The sequence below is a fragment of the Tenacibaculum sp. L6 genome (assembly GCF_028823685.1).
In the GTDB taxonomy this organism is placed as follows: domain Bacteria; phylum Bacteroidota; class Bacteroidia; order Flavobacteriales; family Flavobacteriaceae; genus Polaribacter.
The window spans coordinates 1-17257 of the sequence record NZ_JAPEHZ010000031.1 but is presented as its reverse complement, the minus strand read 5'-3'; the positions used below and the strand labels follow the sequence as shown (position 1 = coordinate 17257).

General features: G+C 30.6%; 19 protein-coding genes and 1 tRNA gene. 13 read left to right on the top strand and 7 right to left on the bottom strand.

Annotation, left to right across the window (positions count from 1 at the left end; all coding sequences use genetic code 11):
- Positions 1 to 30 precede the first annotated feature (30 nt).
- Together OU788_RS07525 and OU788_RS07520 are read right to left on the bottom strand one after the other, a co-directional pair.
- On the bottom strand, positions 31 to 1116 hold the full coding sequence (locus tag OU788_RS07525; protein WP_274634597.1) for an HmuY family protein: 1086 nt from the start codon (positions 1114 to 1116) through the stop codon (positions 31 to 33).
- An 11-nt stretch (positions 1117 to 1127) separates the two neighbouring features.
- Positions 1128 to 3263, bottom strand: coding sequence for a TonB-dependent receptor plug domain-containing protein (locus OU788_RS07520; protein ID WP_274634596.1), 2136 nt, complete (start codon positions 3261 to 3263; stop codon positions 1128 to 1130).
- A gap of 94 nt (positions 3264 to 3357) precedes the next feature.
- Between OU788_RS07520 and OU788_RS07515 the strand changes: the two genes are divergently transcribed.
- The 11 genes from OU788_RS07515 (at position 3358) to OU788_RS12935 (ending at position 13629) form a co-directional block, all read left to right on the top strand.
- Positions 3358 to 4260 carry a DUF6607 family protein gene (locus OU788_RS07515; RefSeq protein ID WP_274634595.1) on the top strand — a complete coding sequence of 301 codons (903 nt, stop codon included), beginning with the start codon at positions 3358 to 3360 and terminating at the stop codon, positions 4258 to 4260.
- A 7-nt stretch (positions 4261 to 4267) separates the two neighbouring features.
- A complete protein-coding gene (locus OU788_RS07510) occupies positions 4268 to 5593 on the top strand; it encodes an ankyrin repeat domain-containing protein (RefSeq protein ID WP_274634594.1) in 1326 nt (441 codons plus the stop codon).
- Between the two features lie 5 nt (positions 5594 to 5598).
- Positions 5599 to 5766 carry an ankyrin repeat domain-containing protein gene (locus OU788_RS07505; RefSeq protein WP_274634593.1) on the top strand — a complete coding sequence of 56 codons (168 nt, stop codon included), beginning with the start codon at positions 5599 to 5601 and terminating at the stop codon, positions 5764 to 5766.
- Between the two features lie 67 nt (positions 5767 to 5833).
- Positions 5834 to 6307, top strand: a complete 474-nt coding sequence (locus OU788_RS07500) for a DUF2271 domain-containing protein (RefSeq protein ID WP_274634592.1) — start codon at positions 5834 to 5836, stop codon at positions 6305 to 6307.
- Between the two features lie 22 nt (positions 6308 to 6329).
- Positions 6330 to 8507 (top strand): PepSY domain-containing protein, encoded by a 2178-nt coding sequence (locus OU788_RS07495; RefSeq protein ID WP_274634591.1) that lies wholly within the window; start codon positions 6330 to 6332, stop codon positions 8505 to 8507.
- Between the two features lie 209 nt (positions 8508 to 8716).
- Positions 8717 to 8932 (top strand): hypothetical protein, encoded by a 216-nt coding sequence (locus OU788_RS07490; RefSeq protein ID WP_274634590.1) that lies wholly within the window; start codon positions 8717 to 8719, stop codon positions 8930 to 8932.
- A gap of 28 nt (positions 8933 to 8960) precedes the next feature.
- Complete coding sequence (locus tag OU788_RS07485) at positions 8961 to 10055, top strand: hypothetical protein (protein WP_274634589.1); 1095 nt, start codon at positions 8961 to 8963, stop codon at positions 10053 to 10055.
- Positions 10056 to 10215: 160 nt separating this feature from the next.
- A complete protein-coding gene (locus OU788_RS07480) occupies positions 10216 to 12210 on the top strand; it encodes a sensor histidine kinase (RefSeq protein ID WP_274634588.1) in 1995 nt (664 codons plus the stop codon).
- A gap of 2 nt (positions 12211 to 12212) precedes the next feature.
- Positions 12213 to 12962, top strand: coding sequence for a LytR/AlgR family response regulator transcription factor (locus OU788_RS07475; protein WP_274634587.1), 750 nt, complete (start codon positions 12213 to 12215; stop codon positions 12960 to 12962).
- A 95-nt stretch (positions 12963 to 13057) separates the two neighbouring features.
- Complete coding sequence (locus tag OU788_RS07470; protein ID WP_342454924.1) at positions 13058 to 13471, top strand: YqgE/AlgH family protein; 414 nt, start codon at positions 13058 to 13060, stop codon at positions 13469 to 13471.
- A complete protein-coding gene (locus OU788_RS12935; RefSeq protein ID WP_342454923.1) occupies positions 13438 to 13629 on the top strand; it encodes a YqgE/AlgH family protein in 192 nt (63 codons plus the stop codon). Before OU788_RS07470 ends, OU788_RS12935 begins: the two co-directional genes overlap by 34 nt.
- On the opposite strand, the gene OU788_RS07465 is transcribed toward OU788_RS12935, so the two are convergent.
- Positions 13626 to 14456 (bottom strand): aminotransferase class IV, encoded by an 831-nt coding sequence (locus tag OU788_RS07465; protein WP_274634586.1) that lies wholly within the window; start codon positions 14454 to 14456, stop codon positions 13626 to 13628. The genes OU788_RS12935 and OU788_RS07465 overlap by 4 nt on opposite strands.
- Positions 14457 to 14563: 107 nt before the next feature.
- Positions 14564 to 14947, bottom strand: coding sequence for an START-like domain-containing protein (locus tag OU788_RS07460; RefSeq protein ID WP_274634585.1), 384 nt, complete (start codon positions 14945 to 14947; stop codon positions 14564 to 14566).
- Between the two features lie 104 nt (positions 14948 to 15051).
- Here OU788_RS07460 and OU788_RS07455 point away from each other — a divergent pair.
- Positions 15052 to 15125: transfer RNA gene (locus OU788_RS07455), tRNA-Met, on the top strand.
- 34 nt (positions 15126 to 15159) lie between these two features.
- On the opposite strand, the gene OU788_RS12980 is transcribed toward OU788_RS07455, so the two are convergent.
- From OU788_RS12980 to OU788_RS07440, 3 genes are read right to left on the bottom strand one after another with little or no spacing between them, the layout of a single operon-like run.
- Positions 15160 to 15597 carry a hypothetical protein gene (locus OU788_RS12980; RefSeq protein ID WP_274634584.1) on the bottom strand — a complete coding sequence of 146 codons (438 nt, stop codon included), beginning with the start codon at positions 15595 to 15597 and terminating at the stop codon, positions 15160 to 15162.
- A 6-nt stretch (positions 15598 to 15603) separates the two neighbouring features.
- On the bottom strand, positions 15604 to 16041 hold the full coding sequence (locus OU788_RS12975) for an MBL fold metallo-hydrolase (RefSeq protein WP_274634583.1): 438 nt from the start codon (positions 16039 to 16041) through the stop codon (positions 15604 to 15606).
- Between the two features lie 40 nt (positions 16042 to 16081).
- A complete protein-coding gene (locus tag OU788_RS07440; protein ID WP_274634582.1) occupies positions 16082 to 16516 on the bottom strand; it encodes a GNAT family N-acetyltransferase in 435 nt (144 codons plus the stop codon).
- Positions 16517 to 16545: 29 nt separating this feature from the next.
- On the opposite strand from OU788_RS07440, the gene OU788_RS07435 reads away from it, so the two are divergent.
- The gene (locus OU788_RS07435; protein WP_274634581.1) at positions 16546 to 16992 is read left to right on the top strand and encodes a GNAT family N-acetyltransferase; all 447 of its coding nucleotides are present in this window, start codon (positions 16546 to 16548) and stop codon (positions 16990 to 16992) included.
- Positions 16993 to 17257 lie beyond the last annotated feature (265 nt).

The following is a 17257-nucleotide window of genomic DNA, read 5'->3' as shown; positions in this document are numbered from 1 at the left end:
AACAAAATTTAATAAATAAGAAACTCTTAATTATTTTAATAAGCTATATACAAACTCAGAATAACCTCTTTCTCCAGTTTCGTTTGTTAATGCTAAAAACTTTAGTTTATATAAATTACCATCAGTATCTTCTAATACATAAAAGACATTATCTTTAAGAGAAGGTAAAGTTCCTGGTCCTCCACCATTTCTCCAACTACTACCAATACCACGTTGATCATTTTCAAAGCTGTCTAAATTTACATCTGTCAATGAAAAAGTATTGTATGTATAATCTTCTGTTTCTATGTCAATCATATACACTTTTACATTAGATTTTAAATTGTTTACTACAAAATCTGAATAACCATATGCCCCGTAACCTGGAATTTCATTCGTAAAAACAGTAAAGTTTAAATCCCATTCAGTTTTTTTAGGCTCAACATTTACAGTATTTTCAGTATTGAAGCTAAAAAAAGTAAAATTATAACCTTCTGTTTTGGTAATTACAACTTCATTATGTGTAGTTGCATCTAAATCTGCATATTGTAGAACATAAGTACTGCCATCTTTTAAGATTCTAATTTTTTTCCAACCTCTAGAATCATCAGAAATACCTACCCCTCCTACAACTGGAGTTTCTGTACCTATCTCGTATCCTAAATTTACTAAGTACACTTTATTATCTTCATCATTATCTGATATTTCAGCTATTGCAGTAGTATTTATGTCTCCATTAGGAGCATCAATATATGCCGAACTTTCAGAGTCAAAAGTACCCACAGCTACTTTAGGCTGTAAATCTTTAACCTCTTGAGTTGAAGAGTTTACAGCATTTATATCTGTAGAAGATAACTGAGCTGCAGCCATATAAATAGCTCCATTTAAAACAACCTTAAACTTATCTCCTGAGTAAAAGCCTAAATCCCAAGAATCTCTTTTTACGTTTGTTGTAGTATTGGTACTTAAATCTACATATACTTGATTAGGTTGGTTAGGCCCTCCTATTTCTGGTGCTACAGTTGCCCCTTCTATTACTACTTTTATAGGTTCTGAAGGTAAATTATTATCATTAGAACAGCTTGTTAATAAGAAAGCTGCTACTAATAAAGAAAATGATAAAATCTTGTTTGTCATGATTATTAATTTTAAAAATTGATATTATATAATAGTTTTAAATAGTATGATCGTCCGTACCCCAGCAAAAGAGTATTATTATTTGCCGAGTGTGTTCCTCCATTGCTTACGTTATTGACATTAACATTCGTAACATCAAATAAGTTTCTAGCGCCTAAGGTTGTTTCTAACTTGTTCTTAAAAAATGATTTTTTCATAGAAGCATCTAACCAATTGTAGGATGCTATCGTAGATTTTGAGAAAATTGAATTCCCTTCATTATCTGTTCCCGAAGCAACATAGTTTTGTTGTCTTCCGTTATGTTTTAATAAAACTGTGAATGCTGTTTGCCACTTTTCTATTTCATAAGTAGCACTTGTATTTAGCTGAAATGAGTATAAAAAATCATTTTCTGCATTCGCTTCATTATTCGCTATTCTAGATATTCCTTGCATAGTTGCCCCTAAATTAAATGCCCAATTGTTAGCTTTTATAGTATTAGTTGATGAAATTCCCCATAACTTATACGCATCAATGTTTATGTATTGATATTGTAATGGTGAAGAGTTTACAATTGCTAAATCAATTTTATCATCAACATTTATATAGTCAATTTTTACGCTATTTAATAATGATATACTTGAACCATCAAACCAACTTTTTTTCTTTAAACTCAATGATGCGGAATATCCATTTTCTGGGTTTAAGTCTTCATTCCCTCTTACATCATGATTAGAATCTACAAAATAGTAGTATAATTCTTCAAAATTTGGGGTTCTATACGAGGTTCCTACGTTACCCCTAAGTTCAAAACCATTTTTTAATAGATAACGAAGGCTTAATGAACCTAAAAGTTTTGAACGAAATAGGGAGTTATATTCAAATCGCAACCCCGGACGAACCATAAAAGAGTCTGAAAAGTTAATTTCAGAAGAACCGTATAAAGCATAATTATTTTGTGTTCGCTTTTTATCTTGTTGCGTAACACTGCCTGATGCTTGTGTATCAAAACCGCTTATGTAGCGTGTTTCGTATCCTAATTGAAAATTATGGCGATTGCTTTTTATGAAATTTGAAATAGCTCCTTTCGAAAAGAAAACTTCACTTGACTGATAAACTTCATCGACTTCATTGGTTTTATCTCCATTCAAAATATAATAATTGAACTCGTTTAAATACCTATCTTGTGTTTGATATGAAGCTGAGAAAGAATATGAACTTCCTGATTTAAAATTACCATTTACGTTTAAGTTATTTACAAACCTATTAGTTTTAAAAACTCTATCTGTAGCAGACGGATTACTAGTTTGCGTATCTGTATTTATATTAGCTCTTACACCTGTATTATAGTAATTTATAAGTTCATTAAAATAATTAAATCGATAACTTAAATTAAATCGCTCATTTTTATAGTTTAAAAACCCGTTAGTATTAATCTGTTCTTTTGGCAACCAGCTATAACCTCTTAAACTATCGTTTTTATAATAATCTCTTCCTTTTCTATTATCATAAAAACCAGCAAAATCGTTTCTATTAAAGCTAATTCTACCAAACCAATTATCAGAAAAGTTATGTGCTACATTTACACTTTGTATATGCCTTCCTTTATTAAAAAAAGTAAATTCATTGCTAACTGTTTCTTCTTGTAACGATGTTTTTATACTCCATTTACTTCGAGCAGATTTTTTTGTTATAATATTAATAACCCCAGATACTGAGTTTGCTCCATACTCCACTCCCATAGCCCCTTCAACGATTTCAATTCGCTCAACGTCATCTAAATTAACTTGAGTTAAATCAATATTATTTCCCAGTCCATTATCACTTACTAAAGGAATATTATCAATCAAAATATTGAAGTATTGTGAGTCTAAACCAAATAGCGAAATAGTAGATTTACCTGACTGAGCATTTGGCACAACTGTTAAGTTTAATTTGAAGTTTAGCAAATCTGCTAAATTATTAGCCGCTTGTTTTTCTATTTGTTTTTTATCTATAACTGTTACGTTATATACTGACTTCTTTATTGATTGAGGATTGTATTGTCCTGTGATTACAACTTCTTCAAGCTTATTATAATAAACACTATCCTGCTTAATTTCTTCTTGAGAAAAAGAAGACATTGTAGCAAGCATTAACAAAATTCCAATTCCTTTATTTAGAAACATTCTTAATAATTTTCCGCAAATATATTTTTTTATTTTTAATCAATCTAAATAAAATTTATATTTTTGTCGAAAATAAATTCAAACAAAAATCATAATGAAAAAAATATTATTGAGTTGTATTATATTACTATGTACACTTACCATTAACGCTCAAAGCAAAAAGAAAAAAGATAGACAAGCTATAAAAGACATGTGCGGTTGCTATGAAGTAACTTTCAATTTTGCTGAAACTTTTAACAACAGTAAAGACTCGCTTTACAAACCTTCTAAAACGAAAACTGACAAAGGTTTAGAATGGGCAGAATTAATAGTTGATGAGAATAATAAAATCTCTATCCAACACTTATTACAAGTTGGAAACCCTACTAATCCACATATAGTTAAGCATTGGAGACAAGATTGGCTATACGAAAACACTGAGTTTTACATGTATAATGGCGACAACAATTGGTTGTTTCAAACGAAGCCAAAATCAGAAGTTAAGAAACAATGGACTCAAAAAGTATATCAAGTAGATGATAGTCCACGATACGAAGGTTCTGGAACTTGGGTACATGTAGACGGAAAAAGCTACTGGGAAAATACTACAGATGCTCCTTTACCAAGAAGAGAATACACCAAAAGAAGCGATTATAATGTTACAGAAAGAGGAAATCGCCATGAAATTACAAGCTACGGTTGGTTACACGATCAAGATAATAGAAAAATTATAAGAAGAACTGGTAAAGAAGACATTGTTGTTGCTCATGAAAAAGGTTATAACACCTACGTTAAAGTACCAGACAGTAGATGTGAAGCTGCACAAAACTGGTGGAAAAAAAATCAAAATAAATGGCAACTCGTAAGAAATAAATGGGATGAAGTGTACGGTAGAAATACCAATCTTTCTTTAGAAAATAAAGTAGACAATAAACCTCTATTCAAATATTTGTTTTCTGACGAAACTTCAAAAGAAAATGAAATTGATAAAACCATTGAATCTTTTATAAAAAAATAAACTCCTAATGAAAAAATTACAAATCACTCTTATACTAACAGTTCTTATTAGTTCAATACAAGCACAAACAAAAAACATCTTTTTAGATAGATCTTTTTGGAAAAACAACCCTACCGTTGAACTTATTGAACAAAAAATAAAAGAAGGTAACGATGCTACTGCTTCTAATTCTGGCGGATTTGACGCTGTTTCACAAGCTATTTTAGCAGATGCTCCGAATGAAGTTATCAAACATCTACTAACCAAAAAAGGGAATGATGTTAACAAAATAACACACGATAAAAGAACTTATATTTTCTGGGCTGCTTACAAAAACAATGTTGAAATAATGAAGCATTTACTAGCCAACAATGCTCGTATGGATGTAAAAGATTCGCATCAGTTTTCTCCATTAACCTTTGCTGCTAATGCAGGACAAACCAATAAAGAAATTTATGAGTTATGCATTAAAAACGGAATTGATATTAAAACAGATGTTGACGAACACGGTGCCAACGCTCTTCTTTTAGTTTTACCTAGTTTAAAAGACCTATCTTTTATAGAATACCTTTCTACTAAAGGATTAAGCTTACAAAGTGTTGACCATAACGGAAACGGTGCCTTTAACTATGCTGCAAAAAAAGGAAATAAAACCATCTTAGAACTTCTTATCAAGAAAAGTATACCTTATAAAAACTTAAACAAAAAAGGAGGAAATGCAATCTTGCTAGCTACACAAGGCTCTAGAGCAGGTTACAATTCACTTGAGTTTTTCAAGTATTTAGAAAGCTTAGGAATCAATCCGAATATTACGAATAAAGACGGAAAAACACCGCTTCATAATTTAGCTCGCGGAAACAAAGACATAGCTACTTTTAACTATTTCCTTAACAAAGGAGTAAACCCTAATCAAGTTGATGAAAACGGAAACACTCCTCTACTAATTGCTGCTAGTAGGAATACTTTAGAGATTGTTCAGTTGTTATCAGAAAAAACAACCAACATTAATCACACGAATAAAAAAGGGCACTCTGCTCTTACGTATGCAGTTGAATACAACTCAGAAGCTATTGTTGATTATTTAATCAAAAACAAAGCTGACATTCAAGTAAAGGATAATAAAGAAAATTCGTTAGCTTATTATTTAGTGAAAAGTTACCATCCGAAAAAATCAGAGGATTTCAACAAAAAAATGCAGCTTTTAGCGAATAACGGATTAAACTTAACACAACTTCAAGCGGATAAAAACACGTTATTCCATATAGCTATAGAAAAAAATAGCGTTGACTTATTACAAAAAATCAACACTTTAAAAATTGATGTAAATGCTAAAAACAAAACAACGACGGATTAACTCCATTGCACTTAGCTGTAATGCAAGCTAACAATACAGATGTAATCAATTATTTATTAAGTATTGGCGCAGATAAATCAATCACGACCGATTTTGAAGAAACTGTTTATGATTTAGCTAAAGAAAACGAAGTTCTTAAGAACCAAAACATCAATATTAACTTTTTAAAATAAAACATCACATCGAGTGATTTTGAGAAAAACAATCAAAATTATATCGAGATTTAAAAAACAAATTAAGATGAAAAAAATAATTCCAATTCTTTTAATAGCTATGCTTACCATGGCTTTTACCTCAACAAATAGCGCTAGTTACAAATGTATGATTCAACTAAAAAATTATACGGGTGAAGGCGCTTACATCACTATTTCATTATTGAATCCGAATGGAGAATATGATAAAACCTTGTATGTAATTGGTGATGATGAAGAATGGTATTCAGACATTACCGAATGGTGGAAATTTCAAGGAAAAGTTCGCGCTGATATTGATGCTATAACTGGCGCTACAGTTAGCGGTGGTGGTAGAACTATTAGCATACTAAACATAGATAACGACAAGATTGATAAAGGTTATAAAATCAGATTTGAATCGGCTGTAGAAGACCAAGAATATTACAAAGACGATGTAGAATTTGAGTTAACAACCGAAAATCTTAAAAACAAATTTGAAGGAAAAGGTTTTATCCGTTACATACGTCTAATACCTCAATAGTTTAAATAAACATCTAACAAAAATGACCACCTCAATTTGGAGATATAGCCACTTAACCTTGGCTATATCTTCTTCTATATTCGTACTTCTCGCTGCAGTTACAGGTATTATTTTAGCGTTTGAACCTATATCAAAACAGCTATCAGAATACAGCATTCCTAATACAGAAAATATCACCCTAGCTGAAACAATTTCTGAACTACAAAAACAGTATGATGAAGTAATTTCTATTACTGTTGATGAGAATGATTTTGTAACCGCTTCGGTAATTACTAAAGAAGGAAAAAGTGCTACTTTTTATGTAAATCCGTTTACCGGAGAAAAACTAGGAGAACCAGAAAAAAAACATCCTGTTTTTCAATTTGCAACGAGTTTACACAGGTCATTATTTTTAAAATCAACAGGGCGTTTCATTATTGGTTTCGTTTCTTTTTTACTGAGTTTAATAGCAATTACGGGACTAATATTAATTGCCAAACGACAAGGTGGTATAAAACATCTCTTTTCTAAGATTATAAAAGAAGATTTTGCTCAATACTATCATATCGTTATCGGAAGGTATACACTGATTCCTATTATTATTATCACCCTAACAGGTGTGTATTTATCTTTAGATAAATTTTCTCTTTTACCTACGGCAAAAATCAATCATTCTTTTGATATTTCATCTTCTACCTCGGATGAGAAATTAGCGATTGCTGAATTTTCGACCTTTCAAAATATCACTTTAAATACCGTAAAAAGTGTCGAATTCCCTTTTTCTGAAGACGAAGAAGATTTCTTTTTTATAAAACTAACCGACAGCGAATTACTAGTACATCAATATACTGGTGAAATTATTAGTAAAGAAAACCTTTCATTAACTAGCATACTTTTAAACTGGAGTTTGTTACTCCATACAGGGAATGGAACTATTATTTGGTCGATTGTATTGTTGCTTTCTTCAATTTCAATCCTGTTTTTTATCTATTCTGGATTTGTAATGACTCTTAACAGAACTAAAAAAAGCTCGCTACCTAAAAACAACATTCGTAAAGACAAAGCAGAAATTATCATCTTAGTGGGATCTGAAACAAACAGTACTTTTCAGTTTGCTTCTGCATTGTACAATTCATTAGTTAAAACAAACAACTCTGTTTTTATTGATGTTTTAAACAACTATACTTCTTACACGAACGCGAAACATTTAATTGTACTAACTTCAACTTACGGAGATGGAGAAGCACCTTCAAATGCGAACAAGTTTCTAAAATTAATTCAGCAAATAAATAGTCAGAATACGATTAACTATTCGGTAATTGGTTTTGGTTCTAGAGCATATCCTAAATTCTGTCAATTTGCTATTGATATTGATGCTGCATTACAACAACATCCTAATTTTAACGCAGTAGTACCTGTATATAAAATCAACAATCAATCATTTCAAGATTTTAAAACTTGGGGGCACCAATGGAGTAACAAAACAGGAATCGATTTAGAACTAGTTCAAATAATTAAAAAACCTAAAAAGCAACAAACTTTTACTACAGTTTCTAAAACTGATTTAAACAACGACGATTCTTTTTTAGTTCGCTTACATCCTACAAAAAAACTTCGTTTTAATTCAGGAGATTTACTCGCCATTACTCCAAAAGAAGACCATATTGAACGTTTGTATTCTGTCGGGAAAATTGATAACGACATTCTATTAAGTATTAAAAAACATGAATTAGGAATTTGCTCTAACCTACTTTATCAATTAGAGGAAAGCGAACCAATTCAAGCAAGTATTCAACCAAATAAAGATTTTCATTTCCCGAAGAAAAACAAAGAAGTTATTTTAATTGCTAACGGAACCGGAATTGCTCCTTTTTTGGGAATGCTTCAACAAAAAAATGGTACAAAAACACATTTGTTTTGGGGAGGAAGAACTCAAGAATCTTTAAAAATTTATACTCCTTTACTAAACAATATAGAAAACAACAACATTCATATTGCTTATTCCCAAGAACAAAACAAAGAGTACGTTCAAGATTTATTATTAAAAGAAGAGAATACAATTGCTTCTGTTTTACAAAACGGTGGAACAATTATGATTTGTGGCTCTATCAAAATGTTGAAAGGTGTTGAAACTTCCATAGAACAAATTGTTTCAAACAAGCTGAACACTTCTTTAAATTACTTTAAAAAGAACAATCAAATTAAAACGGATTGTTATTAATAGGAAATTGGCTGAAGACTGCATTCTTTAGCTTTCAGCCAATTCCTTTTATCTACTACGTTTTCTATAAATTAACCACTCACTACTGGCTAACGTCTACTGTCTAGTAACTGACGACAACGAATTCTAATTTATCTACTACGAATTCTAATTTACTCCTAATTCACCTATACATCTGTGGTAATTTTGATCATATAAAAACAACAATTATGTGGTCTAACAACAATTATTCATCAGTATTAAAAATGTATTTGGAAAAATACACAAGTTTAAAATTACAAATCAGTAATAACGGATTAATCGCTTCTGTTGAAAAGCAAGAAAACGGTCAATGGATTAGCGATAGAAACCTACCTAATATCTTAAATAAATTATCAACCGATTTTAATTTAGGTAGAGATGTAACCATCATCTTACAACAATAAAACTATAATAACCTTAAAACAAAAAACTATGAAACAAAACATTTTAAAAGTAGGTACAGTAATGGGATTACTACTACTTATCGGAGTATTTACAAGCTGTAATGACACAAAAAAAGAAAACAAAAAACAAGAACTGGGAAATATTGCTAAACTAGATGAAGTTATGGAAAATTCTGTGGTAGAGTACAGAACCCCTGTAGTTTTCATTACAGGAAACGACAAAGGTAACAGTCATTTTTACGACAGTGCGCGCATATACTTTAAAGAGAAAAACTATGATGTTATCAACGGAAAATACTCTATTGAAGAAATCATTACTTGGATGAATAGTAATGCTAGTGAAAACCCTTATGGAGAAATTCATATTGTAAACAACAACAATCCGTTTAAAGCAATGAACTTAGAAACGGTTGTAAATGGAGAAAAAATAACTGCTAATAGCTTACAAAAAACAATTGATCAAGGTAGATTACCTTTACTAAAAAGTGATGCTATTACAGATGACACAAAAGTTATCTTTCATACCAATGAGTTGGCATCAAACAGTGATTTAGTTAACACGCTAAAAAGTGCTTTCATTACTGAAAATAAAATACCTCAGGTAGTTGCATCACCTTATTACAATGTTTTTGGTGGAGAGTTTTCTAACCACTATTTAGCGCAACCGTATTATGTGTTTTATCCAACAGCTAATTCTCCTGGAAAAGTAGATTTATCTAAAGAAATTGCTAAGAAGTATCCAGAAGAAAAAGAAATTGATTGGTACGATGCTTTAAATAACGAAAGAGAGCGTTATGTAGGAGAACCATATACAGTTCAGTACAGCATTCCTGTGAATTTAGAGTTAGATTATCACAATTCTGATAATGAAATTCCACACTTTGTAATGCAAGAAGAAATTATGGATTTTATTGCTAGTGAAGAAAACTTGATGAAAGAAGTGCAAAAAACAAACATTCCTTTAGAAAAGTTCAGATGGACTTATATTGTAAAAAATGACCAATTAACAATCACAGGAAAAGCATCTGCTCTATGCGTTTTGAAGCCTTTAGTAAAACCTTACGGTGAATTAGAACATGTAAAACCAGATCCTAACAACAGGCGTTTATATGCTATGAAATAACTTATAATTGTTGAACAAACGTCATTACGAATAAAGCAATTCCCTCCTGCCCTTCGTAATGACGTTTAATTTAAGTATGTTTGTTATGATGAAGTTTTTAAACCTTAATTCAACAAAAATTTGCTCTAAAAATAGCTTTGTATCAAGAACCCAAAATCTCTTGATCCAAAATTTCGTTTACACAATTTTCTTTTTCTTTTTTTTTGGATTAACAAGTATTTCTGCTCAAAATCAACCCTTAAAAACTTACAATAAAAATGATGGACTTCCAAGTTTACATATTAAAGGCGGAGTTCAAGATCGTACAGGTTACTTATGGTTAGCTTCTGATAAAGGTTTAATTCGATATAATGGAAACTCATTTATAACCTACACATCTCAAAACGGATTAATATCCAACAATATAAACGTTGTCAAAGCAAATAACAATACTCTTTTTATCGGAACTGATAAAGGTTTAAGTATTAAAAACCATAACGGTTTCAATAATTTTGAAGGAAACAGCGTTAACTGTGTTTTAACTGTCAACAATCATACTTTTTTAGGAACAGATAAAGGAATCGTTAGAGTTCGTGAAGATTATCTTTCTCCCCTTCGTACCAATTTTCAAATAGATTTAAACAAAGTAAATGACATTAAGTTTGATGGAAAATTTTATTGGATAGCAACTAATAAATCTTTATGGAGACTGGACAAACTTATCAATCCAGAAGTTTTAGACAGAATTGATGTTAACAATTACACTTCTATCTTAATTGATGGTAAAACTATTATTACCACCACTTATAATAACGGACTTAAATTCATAACAGATAATGAAATAGACACACAAACCATCACTTCACAAAATATTAAGGGAATCAAAAAAATCAACAATCAATTTTGGGTAATTTCTGAAGATGAAGGTATTGAAGTATTAGACGCTAATTTCAATTTTGAAAGAACCATTAACAAATACAACACCCTTACTACCAATAAAATTTCTATTGCTTTTCAAGATTCCGACAAAAACACATGGATTGGTACACAAGATAAAGGAATCTATTTTATTAAAAGTGATAGACCTAACTTGAAAAAACCTACCATATCTTTTGAAAGCATAGAAGTAGTTTTTAAATCTATTGATAGTATCAATATAAATGGGTATGAAAAAACGTTACAGCTTCCGGCAGATAAAAATCATATTTCATTTTATTACAAAACAGTAGATATTACCAATTCTAATAATTTAGAATATCGCTATACTTTAAATAATCAAGTAAGCCCTTGGAGTAAGAAAAGTACTATCGATTTAGCCTATTTATCTCCAGGAAATTACACTTTTACCGCCCAATCAAAAATTGGAGAACTAGAAAGTGACCCAATTGAATTTAACTTTTTTATTGATACTCCTATCTATCAAAAAAAATGGTTTATCTGGTCTGCTATTGGTTTAGTAAGTTTGTTATTAGGAAGTATTATTTGGTTATACGTTCGTAGAATTCAAGCTAAAAATAAAGCTAAAGTAGCAAAACTACAATTAGAAAATCATTTATTATCACTTGAGCAAAAAGCATTGCAACTACAAATGAATCCGCACTTTATTTTCAATGTTTTAAACGGAATAAAAGCCTTAGGAAACTCAGGAAAATCAGTTGAATTAAATGCTACAATTAGTAGGTTTGCTACCCTTTTACGTGGTGTTTTACACAATTCAAGACAAGAAGAAATATGTTTAGCAGAAGAAATTACCACGCTAAAAAATTATATTGAATTAGAACAGCAAATGAATCCGAGACCTTTCGAATATTCTATAATAACAAACCTTACTCTTGATCCTGAAGAAATTCTGATTCCTCCTATGCTTATTCAACCTTTTGTTGAAAATAGTATCAAACATGGAATATCTTCTGTAGAGAACGGAAAAGTGGATATTCATTTCTCTGTGAAAAACGATTTTTTACATTGTGAAATAGTAGATAACGGTATTGGAATTCATCAATCAAAAAAAATAAAGACCACAAGTACGCATCAATCGGTTGCATTAAAAGTTACGCAAGAACGAATTGAAAGTTTATCAAAAAAGAGTACTTTTCATATTGATGAAATAATCGAAGGCAAACAGGTTAAAGGCACAAAAGTTGCTTTTAAAATTCCTTTAAAAACTGACTTTTAACAATGACAAAACTTACTGCAATTTTAGTAGACGATATGCCAACAGCTTTAGATATGTTGCAAAATGATTTAACACAATTTCACCCAGAAATTGAGGTTATTGGCACTGCTAAAAGCGTAGTAGAAGCCTCTAAAATATTACGAAAACAACAACCAGATATCCTGTTTTTAGATATTATGCTAGGTGATGGTACTGGATTTGATGTGCTTGAAATTCACCCTAACCTTTCTTCAAAAATTATTTTTGTTACTGCTAGTGATGAGTACGCTATTAAAGCCTTTAAATTTGCTGCGATTGATTATGTATTAAAACCCTATTCAAATGAAGATTTGACAAATGCTATTAACAAAGCTAAAGATCAAATTAAACCCGACAAAGAGCAGTTAACTGTACTGCAACAATCCATCACAAAACCAAATCAACGCCCTAAAAAGATCTCATTAAGTACCTCTGATAAGATTGTAGTGGTAAATTTAGACGATATTATCCGTTGTCAGTCCGATAATAATTACACTGAGTTTTTCATGAATGATGGGCAAAAAATACTGGTTGGAAAAACGCTTAAACACTTTGCTGACATGTTAAAAGAATTTGATTTTTTAAGAGTTCATCAAAGCCATCTTATTAATATTCAATTCATTAAAGAATTTATCAAGTCAGATGGTGGGTATTTAGTTTTAAAAAACAAAACAACTATTCCTGTTTCCGTAAGAAAAAAGAACGAAGTTATACAGGTATTAGAAAAAATGTAATCACCGTTTTTTTCCTGTTTTTCCTGCTATTTTTAACACTTATGTTAAATTTTTATTAAAAATTTATTTAACTTAGTGCTTATAAATTAAAAATTATGGTTGCACTTAAACCAGAAAAAGGTAGGTTGCTAATTGCAGATCCAGCAATATTAAATGATAGCTCTTTTAAGAGAACTATTATTTTACTTACTGAACACACAAGAAAAAGCTCGGTTGGTTTTATTTTAAATAGACCCTTAGATCATGTTCTTAGTGATTTAGTTCCTGAAATTGACTGTGATTTTACTGTTTATCAAGGTGGACCTGTAGAGCAAGACAACCTATACTTTATCCATAAGGTTCCTCATCTACTTCCTAATAGCATTGAAGTTGCTAAAGGAATTTATTGGGGCGGAAATTTTGAACTTTTAAAAGAGTTACTTAACAAGAAACAACTTGAAAGAAACAACTTGAAGCTACTGAGATTCGTTTCTTTTTGGGATACTCTGGATGGAGTAGTAATCAATTAGATGAAGAACTTGTAATGAATTCTTGGTTTATTACTGAAAATGACTACGACAATATTTTAACCACCAACGATCAAAGTTTTTGGAAAGACAAATTATTACAACGTGGTGGTAAATATAAAATTTGGGCAAATGCTCCTAGCGATATACAAATGAACTAACTTGTTACGATTGCTAATTGTAAACTGCTCTTTATTTTATTGGTTATTTCTATAGAGAATTCTTTTTTTCGGTAATTGGTAACCGATTGAATTCCTATGATTGCATTTGTGATGAAAACTTCATCTGCCTTTTGAATTTCGAAAGGAGAAATAGCCGTTTCTTCAATTGTATAATCAGGGTGCTTTTCAATAATATCTATCACTTTTTTTCTAACAATTCCTTTAATACACCCTTCTGTTAAAGCTGGTGTTTTCACAACGTTTCCTTTTACTATAAAAAGATTCCCATTAATCGCTTCTACAACTCCTTTTCTTTCATTCAACAAAATACAGTTGTCTAAATCATTTTCTTCAGCAAAAACAGCCGCTAATGTATTTAACATTTTATTGGTTGTTTTTACCGTAGACAACAGTCCTGAATAATTATAGAAGTCTTTAAAAACGTCAACTTTGTACACTTTTTTATCAGTAAATTCTATCGGACTACCTTCAATAATATAATCAATTTCGTTTGTTATAGGTGTATACAAACCTCCATCTTTTCTAAAAACAGTCAATCGAATTCTATACATTGAAGCCTCTGGTAATTCTTTTACTACTTTGGTAATTTCTTCTTGTAAAAATTCAAGAGTAAATTCCATCGGAATCTTCATACGAAGCATACGCATCGAAGCCATTAACCTAAAATAATGATCTTCTAAAAAAACTACTTTCCCATTTACTACTTTAATGGTTTCAAAAATAGCATCACCGTATTTAAACGCTCTATTTTGGGTTGAAAGTTGTACTTCGTTCTCTACAATTAAAGCTCCGTTAAAATTTACCATTTCTTAAAAAAATTTAAATGCAAACTTACAATTTAGAGAAGTATTAGTCACAAAAAAACTCGACAATTTGCCGAATTAATCTTTATAAAAAAGGAATCTTACCAATATTAAGCTCCTATATTATGTTTTAATGCTTCTATTTGATTTTCCCAAAGCATTTTTGCTTCTTCAACATCATCTTCATCATCAGCAAAATCAGTAACAATAACCGCTACATCTTTTGTTAATGGATCTACTTGTATTTTAAACTCAAAATAACTGTCATCATCTTCACTTTCTGTCCACTTAAACTTAATACGTTCATCCGTTTTTTTGGTTAAAATTTTAGCTTCTTCTTCAGAATCATCCCAAAAAAAAGTAATGATTTTACCTCTTGAATTTACTTTATCTGCAAACCATTCTTCTAATCCTGCAGGTGTTGCAAAATATTGATATAGCATGCTTGGCGAAGCATGTATAGGAAACTCTAATTCAAATTTTACTTTACTCATCTATTTTTTTGTTTGATCGCCAATATAGATAATTATTTTTTAAAAAAAAATTTAATGTTTTATTGCCGAAATCCAAAAAGTAATTATATTTGCACCCGCAATCAGGCGAGGTAGCTCAGTTGGTTAGAGCGCAGGATTCATAACCCTGAGGTCACGGGTTCAAATCCCGTCTTCGCTACAAAACCCAAATCATTCGATTTGGGTTTTTATTTTTACTTCATTTTCAAACTTTTATAGATTGCTTCTTTAATTTTATCTTCCGTTATCCAACCGTTATAACCTTTATAATTTTCAGTTATTTTAGCATTATTCTTTACTTCTTCTAAACTCGCTCCTTTTTCAATTTCTGTAAAAACTTGGGTTTTTAAATCTTCCAACATTTGTAAATACTCTTTTAACTCTTCTTTTGTAGTCACATTTCCATGTCCAGGAATTATTTTTGTGTTAGCATCAGTAATTCTCATGATTGTTTTTATTCCTTTAATGTAACCATCAATACTTCCGCCTGAATCTATATCTATATAAGGAAACTTCCCTTGAAAATAAGCATCACCTACATGCAACACATTGCTATTAACAAAATACACTAAAACATCTCCATCGGTATGTGCATTGTGAATATGCGTAACAAGAACAGGCTCTTCATCCATATAAAACTACATATTTTCTGAAAAAGTAATAACTGGCAGAGCTTCTTTTGGCGACGCTGACCTTACCTCTCCCCTAACAACCTGATCTACACTCATACGTTTTCGCACATTTTCATGAGAAACAATAATAGCACCCTCTTTTTGAAAATTGGCATTTCCCCCTGTATGGTCACCATGCCAATGCGTATTTATTAAATAAGTTACTGGTTTATCCGTTATCTTTTTTATAGCAGCTTGTATTTTTTTACTTAGAGGTGCGAACTGATCATCAATCATAAAAACACTATTATTTCCAATAAAGAGTCCAATATTTCCTCCTTGTCCTTTTAAAACATAAACACGATCTGTAAGCTTTTCTGTAGTTATTTTCACTTCTTTTTCTTGTGACAACAAGTTCAATGAATTAAAAAAGAAGATTATTAGTATTAATTGTAATGCTTTCATATTCTTAAGGATTTATCTAAGCTATTATTAAAATAAACATCTAGCTTACAAGATAATACATTTTAAAATGAGCTCCTACTTTTGGAACTTCAAATTCTTCTCCTGTAATTTTAAAACCTAAGTTTTCATAAAACCCTACAGCCTCTTTTCTAGCATTACACCATAAGACAGTTATCTTTCTTTCTTGTAATATATCTATTGCTTTAATAATCAATTTTTTCCCTGCCCCCATTCCTCTTACTTCAGGTAAAGTTGCCATTCCTCTTAGCTGATATTGCTCTACATCAAAAGCTTCTAGGTTACTTTTCATAAACGTAGCAATACCTACTAGTTTTTTTTCATAAAAAGCTCCTAAATGAAAGGTACTTCCTTCTTCATCTCCTTTAAATTTATATGGTAAATCGATATTATTTCTTAGTACCAACAATCGTATTTCGTACGTTTCTTGAGCCGATATATTTGTTATTTTTATCATCTTAATTTCTTTTAACTCAAAAATACAGAATGAATATACATTTTAAAGCAATTGACAAAAAAGATATCCTCGATATTCTTCCGCTGTTACAAAAGTTGAACACCACTACTCCTCGTGATATTTTAAAAACAAGAGTTTTAGAAATGATTGACTGTTCTAACTATGAATGTGTAGGTGCTTTTGACCAAGATAAACTTATCGGAATTTCTGGTCTTTGGTATAGTGTTAGACATTATGTAGGAAAAAGTGTAGAACCAGACCATGTTGTTATTGATGAAACCTATAGAGGAAACAATATTGGTAAACAATTTTTTAATTGGATTTATAACTACACCAAGGAAAAAGGATATGAAGCTATTGAATTAAATACTTATACAGGTAATAGAAAGTCTCATAAATTTTACTACAATGAGGGCTTTGAAATTTATGGATTTCATTTTGTAAAGGTTTTACGAGATGATAAGACTTTTTATTAGTTTTTTTGTTAGAAACAATATTAGAAGCGGACTCTCTCCGCTTTTTTCATGCTTAATTTCTATTATTTTCAAGAGATTTAATCTAACATGTATAGAGCAAAACAAAAAGTTCAAAAAACCAATCCAGCTATTATATTCATTTTATGAAAGTTAGAAAAAACCTTCGTTTTTTTATTCATTTTTTTCTAAAAAACCCTTGCAGATTCTAGAAACTGTATTATATTTGCAACCGCTTTACTGCGGGAGTAGCTCAGTTGGTAGAGCG

Bases quoted from the DNA above. Each gene is read 5' to 3' on its own strand.
- OU788_RS07460 (WP_274634585.1), bottom strand. From the start codon at position 14,947: ATGAGTAAAGTAAAATTTGAATTAGAGTTTCCTATACATGCTTCGCCA.
- OU788_RS07500 (WP_274634592.1), top strand. From the start codon at position 5,834: ATGAAAAAAATAATTCCAATTCTTTTAATAGCTATGCTTACCATGGCT.
- OU788_RS07485 (WP_274634589.1), top strand. From the start codon at position 8,961: ATGAAACAAAACATTTTAAAAGTAGGTACAGTAATGGGATTACTACTA.
- OU788_RS07475 (WP_274634587.1), top strand. From the start codon at position 12,213: ATGACAAAACTTACTGCAATTTTAGTAGACGATATGCCAACAGCTTTA.
- OU788_RS07515 (WP_274634595.1), top strand. From the start codon at position 3,358: ATGAAAAAAATATTATTGAGTTGTATTATATTACTATGTACACTTACC.
- OU788_RS07495 (WP_274634591.1), top strand. From the start codon at position 6,330: ATGACCACCTCAATTTGGAGATATAGCCACTTAACCTTGGCTATATCT.
- OU788_RS07435 (WP_274634581.1), top strand. From the start codon at position 16,546: ATGAATATACATTTTAAAGCAATTGACAAAAAAGATATCCTCGATATT.
- OU788_RS12980 (WP_274634584.1), bottom strand. From the start codon at position 15,597: ATGGATGAAGAGCCTGTTCTTGTTACGCATATTCACAATGCACATACC.
- OU788_RS07440 (WP_274634582.1), bottom strand. From the start codon at position 16,516: ATGATAAAAATAACAAATATATCGGCTCAAGAAACGTACGAAATACGA.
- OU788_RS07490 (WP_274634590.1), top strand. From the start codon at position 8,717: ATGTGGTCTAACAACAATTATTCATCAGTATTAAAAATGTATTTGGAA.
- OU788_RS07525 (WP_274634597.1), bottom strand. From the start codon at position 1,116: ATGACAAACAAGATTTTATCATTTTCTTTATTAGTAGCAGCTTTCTTA.
- OU788_RS07470 (WP_342454924.1), top strand. From the start codon at position 13,058: ATGGTTGCACTTAAACCAGAAAAAGGTAGGTTGCTAATTGCAGATCCA.
- OU788_RS07465 (WP_274634586.1), bottom strand. From the start codon at position 14,456: ATGGTAAATTTTAACGGAGCTTTAATTGTAGAGAACGAAGTACAACTT.
- OU788_RS07510 (WP_274634594.1), top strand. From the start codon at position 4,268: ATGAAAAAATTACAAATCACTCTTATACTAACAGTTCTTATTAGTTCA.
- OU788_RS07520 (WP_274634596.1), bottom strand. From the start codon at position 3,263: ATGTTTCTAAATAAAGGAATTGGAATTTTGTTAATGCTTGCTACAATG.
- OU788_RS12975 (WP_274634583.1), bottom strand. From the start codon at position 16,041: ATGAAAGCATTACAATTAATACTAATAATCTTCTTTTTTAATTCATTG.